Origin of the sequence: Bifidobacterium scardovii JCM 12489 = DSM 13734 (assembly GCF_001042635.1) — a bacterium.
GTDB lineage: Bacteria > Actinomycetota > Actinomycetes > Actinomycetales > Bifidobacteriaceae > Bifidobacterium > Bifidobacterium scardovii.
This window is the reverse complement of the sequence record NZ_AP012331.1, coordinates 861,809-876,066: the sequence shown is the minus strand read 5'-3', so window position 1 is coordinate 876,066 and position 14,258 is coordinate 861,809. Positions and strand designations below refer to the sequence as shown.

General features: G+C 65.8%; 10 protein-coding genes. 6 read left to right on the top strand and 4 right to left on the bottom strand.

The window, feature by feature from the left end; translation table 11 throughout:
• Positions 1-85: 85 nt before the first annotated feature.
• The 5 genes from BBSC_RS03595 to phnX all read left to right on the top strand — a co-directional run bounded on the left by BBSC_RS03595 (position 86) and on the right by phnX (position 7,103).
• Complete coding sequence (locus BBSC_RS03595) at positions 86-955, top strand: MurR/RpiR family transcriptional regulator (RefSeq protein WP_033518266.1); 870 nt, start codon at positions 86-88, stop codon at positions 953-955.
• Between the two features lie 308 nt (positions 956-1,263).
• The gene (locus BBSC_RS03590; protein WP_033518268.1) at positions 1,264-2,049 is read left to right on the top strand and encodes an ABC transporter ATP-binding protein; all 786 of its coding nucleotides are present in this window, start codon (positions 1,264-1,266) and stop codon (positions 2,047-2,049) included.
• 1 nt (position 2,050) lies between these two features.
• Positions 2,051-4,921 (top strand): extracellular solute-binding protein, encoded by a 2,871-nt coding sequence (locus BBSC_RS03585; protein ID WP_081893048.1) that lies wholly within the window; start codon positions 2,051-2,053, stop codon positions 4,919-4,921.
• Between the two features lie 109 nt (positions 4,922-5,030).
• Entirely contained in the window at positions 5,031-6,239 is a 1,209-nt protein-coding gene (locus tag BBSC_RS03580) for a 2-aminoethylphosphonate--pyruvate transaminase (protein ID WP_070098291.1), read from the top strand.
• A 78-nt stretch (positions 6,240-6,317) separates the two neighbouring features.
• Positions 6,318-7,103 (top strand): phosphonoacetaldehyde hydrolase, encoded by a 786-nt coding sequence (gene phnX, locus BBSC_RS03575; RefSeq protein ID WP_033518270.1) that lies wholly within the window; start codon positions 6,318-6,320, stop codon positions 7,101-7,103.
• 33 nt (positions 7,104-7,136) lie between these two features.
• Here the strand turns inward: phnX and BBSC_RS03570 are convergent, their stop codons facing one another.
• The 4 genes from BBSC_RS03570 to dnaG all read right to left on the bottom strand — a co-directional run bounded on the left by BBSC_RS03570 (position 7,137) and on the right by dnaG (position 12,739).
• Positions 7,137-7,349: a helix-turn-helix domain-containing protein gene (locus BBSC_RS03570; RefSeq protein ID WP_438837811.1), complete on the bottom strand. Its 213-nt coding sequence runs from the start codon at positions 7,347-7,349 to the stop codon at positions 7,137-7,139.
• A complete protein-coding gene (locus BBSC_RS03565) occupies positions 7,346-8,014 on the bottom strand; it encodes a DUF2975 domain-containing protein (RefSeq protein ID WP_049184912.1) in 669 nt (222 codons plus the stop codon). Before BBSC_RS03565 ends, BBSC_RS03570 begins: the two co-directional genes overlap by 4 nt.
• A 192-nt stretch (positions 8,015-8,206) precedes the next feature.
• Positions 8,207-10,351 (bottom strand): LTA synthase family protein, encoded by a 2,145-nt coding sequence (locus BBSC_RS03560; RefSeq protein WP_051923261.1) that lies wholly within the window; start codon positions 10,349-10,351, stop codon positions 8,207-8,209.
• Positions 10,352-10,606: 255 nt separating this feature from the next.
• Positions 10,607-12,739, bottom strand: a complete 2,133-nt coding sequence (dnaG, locus tag BBSC_RS03555; RefSeq protein ID WP_033519325.1) for a DNA primase — start codon at positions 12,737-12,739, stop codon at positions 10,607-10,609.
• A gap of 456 nt (positions 12,740-13,195) precedes the next feature.
• Here dnaG and BBSC_RS03550 point away from each other — a divergent pair, with 456 nt between their 5' ends.
• Positions 13,196-14,218, top strand: a complete 1,023-nt coding sequence (locus BBSC_RS03550; protein ID WP_051923262.1) for a nucleoside hydrolase — start codon at positions 13,196-13,198, stop codon at positions 14,216-14,218.
• Positions 14,219-14,258: the final 40 nt, after the last annotated feature.

The window sequence follows — 14,258 nt, the reverse complement described above, 5'->3', positions numbered from 1 at the left end:
GGGGTCAACTGGCGTCGGTCCTGCGCACACCCTGGTCGGATAGTCTGGCGGATGAATAGTGAGTAAGGCATTCAAGGGAGACGGCATGCAGTCCTCGGTAGGCATCCGCGAGCGCATCGACCATGTGTATTCGTCGCTGCGGCCGGCGGAACGCGCCGTCGCGCAGTTCGTGCGGGACCATCTCGACGAGGCGGCCGAGATGACCGTCGGTCAGTTGGCGCAGGCCACGCAGGTCAGCCAGCCGACGGTGATCCGCTTCTCGCGCAAGCTGGGATTCAGCGGATACCGCGAGCTGCGTTATGTGCTGCGCCACCCCGAGGAGGAGCGCCGGGTCACGTTCGACCCGCTTGAGGGATTCGACCTCAATCCGTGGGACGACGTGGAATCGGTGCCGTCCAAGGCGGTCGCCAGTGCGAAGACGCTGCTCGACGAGCTGGCCGGGTCTCTGGACCAGGCCAAACTGCGCAAAGCCGTCTCCCTGATTGCCGGCGCCCGGCTGATCGACATCTACGGCGTGGAAAATTCCCTGGTTCCGGCCACCGATCTGTTCACCAAGCTCAGTTACCTCGGCCTGACATGCAGGCTGAACACCGACGCCTATCTGCAGCAGATCGGGGCCGGTCACCTCGCCCCGTCCGACGTGGCGGTCGCCTTCTCCTATTCCGGTTCTTCGGCGGACACGGTCAAGGCCCTGCGGCTGGCGAAATCGCAGGGCGCACGCACCGTCGCCGTCACCAACGCCGCCGGTTCGCCGCTGTCGGCGTGGGCTGACGCATGCCTGTACGCCGGCCGCGGCGAGCGCACGATCTACGGCAACGCGATCTTCTCCCGCGTGGCGCATACGACGATCGTCGACATCCTGTACATGAGCGTGATCCTCAGCGACTACGGCAGATTCTCGACCGCGCTCGACCGTTCCGGCCGCATCATCGCCGACCGCGAATTCCACGCCTGACCGGAAGACGCGCGGCGCCGCGGCCGCACATCCGGCATACGCGCCCGATCCAAGGCACACGCGTCAAACAACAAAACTACGTGGAGCACATGTAACTTCGCTTGCAGTTCACCATTCTTTCGTCGAGCTTTCGCCCATTCCGTCCGAAACAGCACCGGATCCGGACGACCATGGAATTGTGCCCGGGATACGCCCCGCAAGCACGCTCGACAACTGAATATCGAACCACGGCGCACCGGCATGACACACCGGCCGGCAGCGCCGCCGTAGCCGCCACGCGCGGCCCATGGAAGGCAAGTTGACGAAATATGCTCGAACTGAAGAACATCACCAAATCGTTCGGGGACGCGAATGTCCTCAACGGCATCAGCCTGACGTTGGACAAGGGCCGGATCATGTCGATCCTCGGTCCCTCCGGCGGCGGCAAGACCACGCTGCTCAACATCATCCTCGGCATCACCGACGCCACTTCAGGCCAGATCCTGTACGACGGCGAGGACCTGACCCACGTGCCGATGGAGAAGCGCGGCTTCAACATCGTGTTCCAGGACTACGCGCTGTTCCCCAACCTCACCGCGTACGAGAACATCACCTACGGCCTGCGCAACAACCCGGGCATCTCCTCCCCCGACGAGATCAGGGAGATGATCGCGCTGCTCGGCCTCGAGGAGCATCTCAACAAGAAGATCGACGAACTGTCCGGCGGCCAGAAGCAGCGCGTCGCGCTCGCCCGCACGCTGGTGATGAAGCCCCGGCTGCTGCTGCTCGACGAGCCGCTCTCCGCGCTCGACGGCGTGATCAAGGAGTCGATCAAGGCCAAGATCAAGCAGATCGTGGACCAGTACCAGCTGACCACCATCATGGTCACCCACGACCCGGAGGAGGCCTGCACGATGAGCGACCGCGTGCTGATCCTCAATCAGGGCCGGATCGCCCAGTATGACACCCCGGAGAACATCATCGAGCATCCGGCGAGCGACTTCGTGAGGACCTTCATCCTGCACCAGCTCGAGGTCAAGCGCAACAACATCTATTCGCTGTTCAACGAGAACACGCCAAACGCGAGCGCGGCCGGCGCGGATAAGGCGGCCTGACATGTCGATCGAATCGATCCAGGCGGGCAAGCAGCTGCCCGGCATCCGCCCCGACCTCGTCAACTACGAGCGCCGCCCCTCCAAGCCGAAGCAGACGGAGCTGTGGACGCTGCTGGCCATCGTGTCCGTCGCGTTCGCCGCGTTCCTGGTGGTGCCGATGGCGATCGTCGTCGTCAAATCCTTCCAGACCGGTTCCGGCGCGGCCACCTTGAGCAATTACGCGGCCGTGCTGGCCCGGCCGGAATTCGGCGCGTCGGTGCTCAACTCGGTCAAGGTGTCCGCCGCCTCCGCGCTGGCGGCCGTGCTGCTCGCGTTCCTGCTGGCCTACACGGTGAACTGCACGAACGTGCCGGGCGGCCTGAAAAAGGCCATCACCCTGCTCACGCAGGTGCCGATGCTGCTGCCGACCATCACCTACGGCTTCGCCATCATCTACTCCTTCGGCAAGCAGGGCCTGATCACCCGGCTGCTCGGCTTCCAGCCCTTCGACATCTACGGGTTCAACGGCCTGCTGATCGGCTACGTGGTCTACACGCTGCCGACCTGCTTCCTGCTCATCCACAACAGCTTCCAGTTCGTGGACAAGAAGTTCATCATCGTCTCGCACATCATGGGAGACAAGCCGGTCACGACCTTCCTCAACACCGTGCTGCGGCCGCTGATCGGCACGATGGCGGTGGCGTTCATCCAGTCGTTCTTCCTGGCGTTCACCGACTACGGCATCCCGACCTCGGTCGGCGGCGAGTACGACGTGCTGGCCATGACCCTGTTCAACCAGATGCTCGGTTCCATCCCGAACTTCAACCGCGGCGCGGTGATCGCCGTGTTCATGCTCATCCCTTCGATCATCTCGATCGTGCTGATGACCGTGCTGGAGCGCTTCTCCATCCGCTACTCGAAGGTCTCGCAGGTGGAGCTGCCGAAGGGCCGCCGCCGCGATTGGCTGTGCGGGCTGGGTTCCGTAGTGTCGCTGGCGTGCGTGCTGAGCCTGTTCGCCGTGATCCTGCTCATTCCGTTCGTGGCCGAGTGGCCGTTCAACACCTCGTTCACGCTGGACCATATCACCTCATTGTTCGCGGATTCCGAACTGACGCAGGTGTACACGAACTCGCTGTACGTGGCGGTGATGACCGCGATCGTCGGCTGCCTGTTCGCCTATGCGGCCGGCCTGGTGACCTCCCGGTCCAAGCTGCCGGTCTGGGCGAAGCGCGCGGTGGATTCGGTCTCCGCGATCATCAACACCGTGCCCGGCATGGTGCTCGGCATCGCGTTCCTGTTCACCTTCTCGGGCTCCGGATTGCAGAACACGTTCTGGATCCTCATCATCGCGAACATCGTGCACTATTTCGCCACGCCGTACCAGATGATCAAGGACTCGCTCTCCAAGATGAACGGCTCGTGGGAGACCACGGCCAAGCTCATGGGCGACAGCTGGCTCAAGACGATCCTGCGCGTGATCACGCCGAACGCCTGGCCGACCATCCTGCAGGTGTTCGGATACTACTTCGTCAACGCGATGGTCACGATCTCCGCGGTCGTGTTCCTGACCGGCGCGCGCACGCAGGTGATCACCACCAAGATCTCCGCGCTGCAGCACATCGCCAAGTTCGACGACGTGTTCGTACTCTCGCTGCTCATCCTGGCCACGAACCTGGCGGTCAAGGGCGTGGTGGCGTTCGCCACCCGCGAGCGCAAGCCGATGGCGGCCAAGGCCAAGGTCCCGGCCAAGGTCCCGGTCGCCGCGGTGCGCAACACCGTGCATGAGGACGACCGGCTGGTCGCCATGCAGCAGGCCGCGACCACCGGCTCGCCCGACTACCCTCTGCCGACCTCGGGCAACCGCCGCGCGCGCAACCTGTTCACCAGCGTGCTCTCCGGCGTGCTGGCGGTGCTGCTCGTGGCCTTCGGCTTCGGCGCGACCTCCACCGCCGCCGCCAACGGCCAGGTCGTGATCTACACGAACGCCGACGACGAGGCCGTGGTGGCCTTCCAGAACGCGCTCGACAGGAACGGATTCAAGGACCAGTACATCATCCAGTCGTTCGGCACCTCGGAGCTCGGCGGCAAGATGCTCGCCGAGGGCAAGGCGCTGGAGGCGGACCTCCTGACCATGAGCTCCTACTACATCGATTCGGCGCAGGAGCGCAACCACATGTTCGCGGATCTGACCGACGTGAAGTCGCGCCTGCTCGGCACGACGGAGAACGCCAAGGCCCCGGCCTGGCGCTCCCCGACCACCGCCCAGGAGGGCGCGATCATCGTCAACACCACGGCGCTGGCCGCGGCCGGCGTGCCCGAGCCGACCAGTCTGGCCGATCTGGCGGACCCGCAGTATTCCGGACTGATCTCGGTGCCGGACATGGAGGGATCCTCCACCGGCTGGCTGATGGTGCAGGCCATCGTCGACGCCTACGGCACCGGGAACCGCGGCCGGGACGTGCTGACCGGCATCTTCCGCAACGCCGGTCCGCATCTGGAGCAGTCCGGATCGGGCCCGCTGAAGGCCGTGCGCTCCGGCGAGGTGGCGATCGGCTTCGGCCTGCGCCATCAGGCGGTGGCCGACAAGGCCAAGGGCCTGCCGATCGACTACGTCGACCCGACCGAGGGCAACTACTCGCTGACCGAATCGGTGGCGGTGCTCGACAAGGGCCGCAACACCAATCCCAAGGCGCAGCGGATGGCCGGCGTGATCATCGACCAGGGCCGCGCGGAACTGCTCAAGACCTATCCGACGCCGCTGTACGAGGGCGAGAAGGCCCCGACCAACGCCTCGAAGCGGTCCAAGTCCTTCCCCAAGGCGCTGACCGTCGACCTGCTCCAGCAGCACCAGGACTTCTCCTCCGAGTGCAAGCGCCTGGCGCAGGGGAAGTAGGCCGGCAGCTTTGCTCCCCTCAGTCTCGCTTCGCGAGCCAGCTCCCCTCATGGAGGGGAGCACACCCCATCCCCACAACAACTTCCAACAACACAGCAAAGGAATACCAATGACCAACGCATACAAGCTGCTCACCCCCGGCCCGCTGACCACCACGCGCACCGTCAAGGAGGAGATGCTCTTCGACCACTGCACTTGGGACGAGGACTACCAGCGGATCACGCAGAAGATCCGCCGCCAGCTGCTCGAGCTCGCCCACTGCAGCGCCGACGACTACACCGTGGTGCTCATGCAGGGTTCCGGCACCTTCGGCGTGGAGAGCGCGCTGACCTCGGTGATCGGCACCGACGAGAAGGTGCTGCTATGCACCAACGGCGCATACGGCGACCGCCAGGCGAAGATCTGCGACCACGCCGGCATCGCGTACACCCAGTACGCCGAACCGTACGACCGCATTCCGGACGCGGCGAAGGTGGCCGAGTACCTGGACGCCGACCCGTCGATCACCCACGTCTCGATGATCCACTCCGAGACCACCTCCGGCCTGCTCAACGACATCGAGGCCGTGGCGAAGGTCGCCAAGGCGCACGACTGCACCTTCATGGTGGACGCGATGAGCTCCTTCGGCGGCGTGGACATCCCCGTGGCCGACTGGGGCATCGACTTCCTCGTCTCCTCGGCGAACAAGTGCATCCAGGGCGTGCCCGGCTTCAGCTTCATCATCTGCAACACAGCGAAGCTCGAGGCCTCGCGCGGCAAGGCCCGCTCGCTCTCGCTGGACCTGTGGGACCAGTGGAACACGCTGGAGAAGGCCAACGGCAAGTGGCGCTACACCTCGCCGACGCATGTGGTGCTCGCCTTCTCCAAGGCCCTCGACGAGATGTTCGCCGAGGGCGGCATCCCCGTCCGCGCGGCCCGCTACGCGACGAACAACCAGCTGCTCATCGCCCGCATGAAGGCGCTCGGCTTCCGCACCTTCCTGGCCGACCACCAGGGCCCGATCATCACCACCTTCCTCTACCCGGAGGGCGCCGACTTCGACTTCCACGACATGTACGAGTTCATCAAGGAGCGCGGCTACGCGATCTACCCGGGCAAGCTCACCGACGAGGAGACCTTCCGCTTGGGCAACATCGGCGAGATCTACGCCGACGATATCGAGAAGGTGACCGAGCTGCTCGCCATGTACATGGGTGAACGCGGTCTGCTGGCCGTAGCCACCGGTTCCGATTCCGTCCCCGCCGCGATCGCCGCGATGGACGCCGCCGGCGCCCCGATCAAGGCCGCCGCCCCCGCCGGTGTCAGGCTCGCCGCCTGATTTCCTATCACCAGCTCCCCTCAGTCAGCTTCGCTGACTGAGGGGAGGGATCTTATTGAGAGACACAAGGAGACACACATGACCAACACCCGTTTCGAAACCGTCATCTTCGACTGGGCCGGCACCACCGTGGACTACGGCTGCTTCGCCCCCGTCCGCGCCTTCCAGGAGGCGTTCCGCGAATTCGGCATCGAGCCGACCATGGACGAGACCCGCAAGCCGATGGGCATGCTCAAGCACGACCACATCAACACCATGCTGCACATGGAGCGCATCGCCCGCGCCTGGGAGGACGCCCATGGCGCCGCCCCGAGCGAGGCCGACGTGGATGCCGTCTACAGCCACTTCGAGCCGAAGCTGCTGTCCATCCTGGACCGGTTCTCCACCCCGAAGCCCGGCGTGCTCGACGCGGTGGCCGCCCTGCGCGGGATGGGCCTGAAGATCGGCTCCACCACCGGCTACACGGACTCGATGATGGACATCGTCGTGCCGAAGGCCGCCGAGGCCGGGTACGCGCCGGACTACTGGATCAGCCCGGACGGCACCGACGGCTACGGCCGCCCCTATCCGTACATGATCTTCCGCAATCTGGAGACCCTGCACGTCACCGACGTGCGCAAGGCCGCCAAGATCGGCGACACCCTCTCCGACATCCGCGAAGGCAAGAACGCCGGCGTCTTCACCATCGGCGTCACGGAGGGCGGCTCCCAGATGGCCCTGAGCCAGACCGAGTTCGAGGCCCTCTCCCCCGCGGACCGCGACGCGGCTCGCGCCGCCGCCCGCACGGCGTTCGTCGCCGCCGGCGCCGATGCCGTCATCGACACGATGGCCGAGCTGCCGACCCTGCTCGCGCAGCTTGCGTGACCCGCACGGGAGGGGCGCCGAACGCCGCCCGGCTCAGTCCTCCTCGTATTCGAGGATGTCGCCGGGCTGGCATTCGAGCGCTTCGCAGATCGCGGCCAACGTGGAGAATCGGATGGCGGAGACGCGGTTGTTCTTGATCTTCGACAGGTTCACGTTGGTGATGCCGACCTGATCGGCCAGCCAGTTGAGCGAACGGCCGCGCTCCACCATCATCCGGTCCAGCCGCAGTACGATATGCCCGCTCACAGCAACCCGTCCACATCCTGCTGCAGGGCCGTGCCATACGCGAAGACGCGCGCCAGCTGCAGCACGATGATGCCGAGCATCACCATCAATGCGCTCATCCACAGGCCGGCGCTGAAGCTGCACCCCAGCAGCGCGCAGATCACCGCCAGCACGAACGCCACGGCCGGAGCCGCGATGAGATACCATCCAACCCGGTTCAGCCGGATCGCGGCGGCCGGGCTGAACGGCGTGCCGTCACCCGAGTCGGCCGCCCCTCCCCAGCGGCCCAGTTCGCCGCACAGCGCCGCCACCTCATGGAACACCAACGCCAGCAGCGCAAATATGATCGCGTCCGTCAAACCGACCATGACCACGACGGGCAAGTCGAGCGGGCCCTCGCCGAAACGCACCAGCCGTATATCGTAGTCCAGCACCGTGCTGCCGATGCTGAAATGCCAGTCGCCGACGTCCATCCGCGCGTCGGCGTCCGGCGACAGGTGGAAGCGGTCGCCGCTGAACAGGAACACGGCGACCAGCAGCACGTACAGCGCCGAGCTGATCCACAGCACCACCTCGCCGATCCGGGCGACGATCTTCGCCGCCGCATTGGCCTTGAGCAGCATGGGAGCCGGCCCCGCCGCGCGACCCTTTTGCCCATTCACACGCTTCACCGTCAGCTGGTTCATGATGACCTCCTTATCATCGAGGCTCCCATGCGGCGTTTCCGCATTCCCGCCATCGCCTCTTGCCTCTAATTATGCGCCCGAATTTATCGTTTGTCAATAAACTTTTAACGGCAAACATATACCGCACTGGTCCGTCGCGACGACTCATCACCTTGGCTCCCCTCAGAGAGGGGAGCCCCCCAATGCGCCACGCTACCGCGGCACGTCCATGAAACCGAGACCGCGCAGGTACCCTTCGCCCGCGGTGACGTCGTACTGGATCATGCGGTAGTCGCTCAGCAGCTGCTTCGTGTCCTTCGAGGCCTTGCTCGCGTCGATCCGTTTGCCCGAGGCGTCGAGGTAAAGCGGCTGGCCGGCCGGAATACGCGTCCATCCCTGCGTTGTGTTGACCACCGGCGGTTCCATGGCCGGAATCGCCCGGTGCATATCCGTCAGGAACGCCAGGAACGGCGACACCTTCGCATTCAGGTGTTCGGCGGTCTGCGCCATGAAGTAGTTCGGCGACGTATAGTCGCTTTCGGCGGCGCCCAGCTTGCGCCCCGAGGCCCCGCTCGCCTTGTTCGACCAGATGAAGTAGTCGGTCTCGTGCAGCGGTAGCGAATTCGCGTCGTCCGCACTGGCGTGCTTGTAGATGCTCGGCAGGTGGTCCCCATAGAAGATCACCGTCACCGGCCGGTCCATCCCGTCGAGCGCGCCGAGAAAGTCCCTGGTAGCCGTATCGGTGTGGCTCATGCCCTTGGCATAGGTATCGACCTGCGTGCGTTCCGCGGCGCTCAGCGGCTGGCCGCCCGTCGCGCTGACGCTGAACTGGTTGCCGTCATACCAGTCGTCGTAGCCCATATGGTTCTGCATCGTCACCAATTGGATGAACTGGCCGCCGTCTTCTCCGCTCTTCCCGGCTGCGCCGCTTTCCCGGCCATTCATCAAGGCGAGCACGCTGTCGTACGCCGATTGGTCGCTGATGTAATGCGACCGGTCGAGCTTCTTCGCCCGGTCGGCGACCAGCGGATCCTTCTGCGAGTAGAAATGCCGGAATCCGAATTTCCGATAGTTGCCGGCGCGCGAATACAGCGCCGGATTGTACGGATGCACCGCCTCGCTGCCGCCGGCCTCCGCATTCCAGATCTGGTTGAACGCCGGAGCCCAGTTCATCCGCGGCACCAGCTGCTGGTACGGGCTCGCCAGCGACGGGTCGAAATTCGCCATGCTCAGCCCGGTCAGCGCCTGGAACTCCAGATTCGCGGTGCCGCCGCCGTACCCCGACGACAGCATCAGGCCGGAGGTCGTCTTCGTCTTGAGATCGCGGATGTACGGCATCGGATCGTCGTTCAGCGTGATGCCGGGCACACGCGTCGGGTCGGAGAAGGACTCCGACAGGATCATGATCACCGTCCCATCGGCCAGGTTCGCGTCGCGGTCCTCGTTCAGTTCGGCCGCGCGGGCCGCGTACCGCTTGGCGATCCGCTTCATCGCCGCCTCGCCGTAGCCGGCCGGCTCGTCCATGACCTTGGGATGCAGCAGACGCTGGAACCCGATCGCCACGCCGTTCGCCTGCGCGTCCGTAATAGAATCCCACAGTTTGGGCTTGTCGCCAAACGCCGCCGCAAAGGAGTTGGCCCACGATCCGGTCTGTCCCAGATCGATCGAGAACGTCACCAGCAGCGCCACGCACATCACCGCGGCCACGCCACGGCGCACGCGGCCGACGATGCGTCTCGGCGTGGCCACCAGCGCGCGCCGGCCGTCGAGGATCGCCGCGGCCACGCAGACCGCGACCAGCACCGCGGCGATCACGCTCATCTGCACGATCGCCTGCACGGATCCGGCCGGCATATTGGTGGCGGTGTCGCCCATGCCGCCGACGCCGCCATTCTGCAGCAGCGTGATGTCGGTCGGCCGTATGGCCTCCGAGCGCACCAGCACCTTCATCCGCTCCAGCACGGCGATGACGCCGATAACGACGGTCAGTGCCGCCGTCGCGGCCCAGAACCGGTTCACGATCAGCACCACCGCCGCATACACCAGTCCGATCACCAGCAGATTGAGCAGGAACTGGCACTGCCCCTGGGTGAACATCTTCACGAAGAAATCCCAAGGGGTGGCACGGGATCGGAATCCCATCATGCTCCACTGCAGCATGGATACGAACGCCGCCGCATACGCGACGAACGCGACGACGTAGGCCCACCACGGGAACGGCGTGCGCCTGCGGGAAGCCGCGGGCAGTGGGGTATCACGCGACGGCGGTTCCGCCGCCGATGCCGATTCGCTCCCCTGCTCCGATCCCACGACCGGCACCACCGACGTTTGCGTTCCATCGTCGCGCCACCGTTCCACTCATGCTCCTCAACCAAGTCATTCGGACACACGGACGCCACCGCATGGCGCCCACGGTTCTCCCGCTTCCCTCCGGTGACAGCATAGAACGCACCCGGGCTCCCGTCATCCCCCGTTCCCAAGAAATCATCGGGGAGGAGCCCATCGTTCATCTTCGCAAGCCGCGCGCCACCCTGCTGGCATACAGCCTGCTACGCACCCATTACAGACCGTATGCCAGCAGACGCGGAATACTCGCGTCGACCGATCGAATCGTCAGCCGACGTTGTTGCCGAAGATCTCGGATTGCAGGTCCTTGCGGGCCGCCTCCATGTCGGTGATCTGGCCGAGCAGCGCGATCTTCTCCGCTCCGTCAGGCATGGCCGCCATCTTGCGCTTGGCAGCGCCGATCCGGCGCATGAAACCCATATCGAGCAGACGGGCCAGCAATTCCGCGGCATACTGCTGTTCGGCCGGCGTGGCCGGACGCAGCTGCACGGCCGCCCCGCCCGTGCCAGCGCCTGCGGCACCGGCCGCGGGGTCTCCCCCGTCGCGCATGTCGGCGTCGCTGGGCGGCAACGGCAGCGGCATCACCGCCAGCTCGTTGACCACCGGTTCGAGCAGCGGACCGCCGGCCTTGGCCAGATTGTGCATCCACAATCCCTGCGGGGTGCCGGCGTCGGGCAGCCCGCCAGCCGCCACGATGGCTTGGAACAGGGACCGGAACACCGGCGTCATGAAGTTCGACAGCGACAGCGAGGCGAACATGTCACGGTTGATCGCCCGGGGCACCTGAATCAGCGTGGCCATGAATTGCTGCTCGCAGATGAACACCGCGTCGTCGATCCGATAGTACGTCTGCTCGCTGGCGCCGCGGCGCTCCAGCGCCTTGCGCACGACGGGATTCTCGTACGGGTTCTGCCCAGGCATCGCGCGCCCGGTCTCCCCGGCGCCCATGCCGGCTCCGGCGCCGATGCCCGCGCCGCCGCCGAACCGGCGCTTCGGCGCATAGGCGTCCTCGTCGCGCACATGCAGCTGCTGGTGGGCCATGCGCACCTCGCGCTGCATGATGTCCAGATCCACGCCGATGCGCCGCGTCGCCTTGCGCGCGTACAGATCCCGCTGCGAGCGGTCGCGGATCTGCGCGATCAGCGGGGCCACGGCCTTCACCGCACCCATCTGGCCGGTCGTGTAGGTGGTGTCGAAGCGGTTGATCGCGGTGTCGATCACGAAATCGTACAGCGGCCGCGCATGCTCCACCAGCGAGCGCACCGCCTCGTTGCCGCGTTCGATACGCAGGTCGCACGGGTCGAGATTGTCGTCGGCCACCGCCACGAAGGTCTGCGACAGGAATGCGGAATCCAGTCCGAAGGCGTGCAGCGCGGCCTTCTGGCCGGCCGCGTCGCCGTCGAAGGTGAACACGATGCGCGAGCTCAGCGACTGGCCGTCGACCTTGAGCGGGCCGACCAGCTGCACGGCGCCGAGCGAATCGTCGGCGATGAGACGGCGCACGATCTTCGCGTGCTCGGCGCCGAACGCGGTGCCGCAGGTGGCGATCGCCGTGTCCACGCCTGCCAGATGCATGGCCATCACGTCGGTGTACCCCTCGACGATCACGACCTGGCGCTTCTTCACGATCGCCGATTTGGCCAGATCGATGCCGTAGAGCACCTGCGTCTTGCGGTAGAGCTGGGTGTCGGGCGTGTTGATGTATTTCGCGTTGATGGCGTCGTCCTCAAACAGCTTGCGCGCGCCGAAGCCGAGCGTGCGGCCTGTCGAATCGCGGATCGGCCAGGTGACGCGGCCGCGGAAGTAGTCGTAGATGCCGCGCTGGCCCTGCCGGGCCAGTCCGGCATCGAGCATCTCCTGCTGCGTGAAGCCCTTCGACGCCAGGTGCCGCACGAGGTTGTCCCACCCCTGCGGCGCATAGCCGCAGCCGAAGCGCTCGCAGTCGGCCTGCGAGAAGTTGCGGCCGTCGAGCAGCTTGTGGGCGGCGAGCGCGTCCTTGGTCATGAGCTGCGCGGTGAAGAAGCGCTGCGCCTCCTCGTTCGCATCGAGCAGGCGGGTGCGCTTCGAGCCGGTGCGCTCGGTGGTTTTCGCGCCCGATTCGTAGTGCAGTTCGATGTGGTACTTGTCGGCGAGCAGCTCCACCGCCTCGCGGAAGTCGATGTTCTCCTGCTGCTCGACGAATCCGAAGACGTCGCCGCCCAGCCCGCATCCGAAGCAGTGCCATACGCCCAACGCCGGGCGCACGTTGAAGCTCGGGGATTTCTCGTCATGGAACGGGCACAGCCCGACGAAGGTGCCCGTGCCCGACGCTTTGAGCGTCACGCTTGCGGACACGATGTCGTACAGGTCCGCTGCCGCGCGCACCTTCTCCACGTCTTCCTTCAGAATCATCCCGGCCATAACGCCCTACCTTACCGCACGCCGCCATGCCACGCGGCGGTGTCCCGGCTCAGGGCGCAACACGAGCCCCCATGCGTCGTACCGTTGTCGGTGCATGGCATTGAAGAACCGGCCGGCAAAAGCCCTTTCCCGGTGAATTATAACGTTACAATCACGGTCGTCTACCGACCCGCGCACCGACAACTCAAAGGTAGCGCGCATTGCGACCCCGATTCGGCTCCGTCTCGGCGTGAGGTGACGTCACCATACCGATTCCGCCCGGTTTTCCACGCCATGAGAACGCCCTCTAACCAACGCCGATAGCCGCCGCCCCGACGACGCCATCGCCAAGGCGTACAAGGGGGCGGCCAAGCCGGCGTTCACGTACTGAGCGCCGAACCCGCGCCGGCGCGCCCGGCGGCGCGGCGCGGGTTACGATGACGGGTATCGGGGCAACGGCAATCGCGAGGAGAGCATATGACAGCGCATTCCGCACACTCACCGGGGGAACGACCGACACCCAAGGCGGGCACGGCGAGCCGGGCGGAGGACAACCGCCGCCGGCCGGTCATCGTGGACACCGATCCGGGCATCGACGATGTGGCCGCGTTGGTGCCGCTGCTGTTCGACGACACGGTCGACGTGAAGCTGATCGCCACGGTCAGCGGCAACGTCGATGTGAGGCGGACCACCGCCAATACCTTGGGACTGCTGGAATTCCTGGGACTCGACATACCGGTTGTCAAGGGAAGCGAAGCCCCGCTGCGGCGCCCGGCCGTCTATGCGCCGCAGGTGCACGGCGAGTCGGGCATCGGCGGGGTCGCACTGCCGGCGCCCGATCCGTCGCGATTGGTGAACGGCGACGTGGTCGAGGCCTACCGCGACGTGCTTGAACGGTCCGCGGAACCGGTCGACGTCATCGCGATCGGGCCGTTGACCAATCTTGGGACACTGTTCGGCGCATATCCGCAAGCGGCGGAGCGCATCGGGCGCATCACGCTGATGGGCGGCAGCTTCGGCCCGAAATATAGCTGGGCGTGCGATTTCAACATCGCGGTCGACCCCGAGGCCGCGCGCATCGTGTTCGGCGCGGGAGTGCCGATCGACATGATCGGCGCGGAGATCGGGCGGAAAACCGTGCTTGACGCCGACGATCTGGCCGCGCTGGCCGGTTCCGGCCCGGTCGGCGGCCTGATCGCGCGCATGCTCGAGTCGTATCACGACGACGCGGCCACGGCCAAGCCCGGCGTCCAGCTGTACGATCCGGCGACCGTGCTGTTCTATCTGCAGCCGGAACTGTATGTGGCCGCCGAAGCGCGGGTGGACATCGTCCCGCAGCCGTATCCGTCACTGCACACGATCACCGAGGTGCGGTTCATGGACGTGCCGGTCAGCGAGCGCACGGTGCGGGTGCCGATCGACGTCGACGTCTACCGGTTCCGCGACGCCTATCTGGAGCGCGTCGCGCGCGTAGACAGGATCCTTGCCGCACGGCGCTAGCGTCCCATATCATCCACCGGCGCCGCACGCCGATAGCGCG

Coding starts and splice junctions, on each gene's coding strand:
- BBSC_RS03595 (WP_033518266.1), top strand. CDS start 86: ATGCAGTCCTCGGTAGGCATCCGCGAGCGCATCGACCATGTGTATTCG.
- BBSC_RS03590 (WP_033518268.1), top strand. CDS start 1,264: ATGCTCGAACTGAAGAACATCACCAAATCGTTCGGGGACGCGAATGTC.
- BBSC_RS03585 (WP_081893048.1), top strand. CDS start 2,051: ATGTCGATCGAATCGATCCAGGCGGGCAAGCAGCTGCCCGGCATCCGC.
- BBSC_RS03580 (WP_070098291.1), top strand. CDS start 5,031: ATGACCAACGCATACAAGCTGCTCACCCCCGGCCCGCTGACCACCACG.
- phnX (WP_033518270.1), top strand. CDS start 6,318: ATGACCAACACCCGTTTCGAAACCGTCATCTTCGACTGGGCCGGCACC.
- BBSC_RS03565 (WP_049184912.1), bottom strand. CDS start 8,014: ATGAACCAGCTGACGGTGAAGCGTGTGAATGGGCAAAAGGGTCGCGCG.
- dnaG (WP_033519325.1), bottom strand. CDS start 12,739: ATGGCCGGGATGATTCTGAAGGAAGACGTGGAGAAGGTGCGCGCGGCA.
- BBSC_RS03550 (WP_051923262.1), top strand. CDS start 13,196: ATGACAGCGCATTCCGCACACTCACCGGGGGAACGACCGACACCCAAG.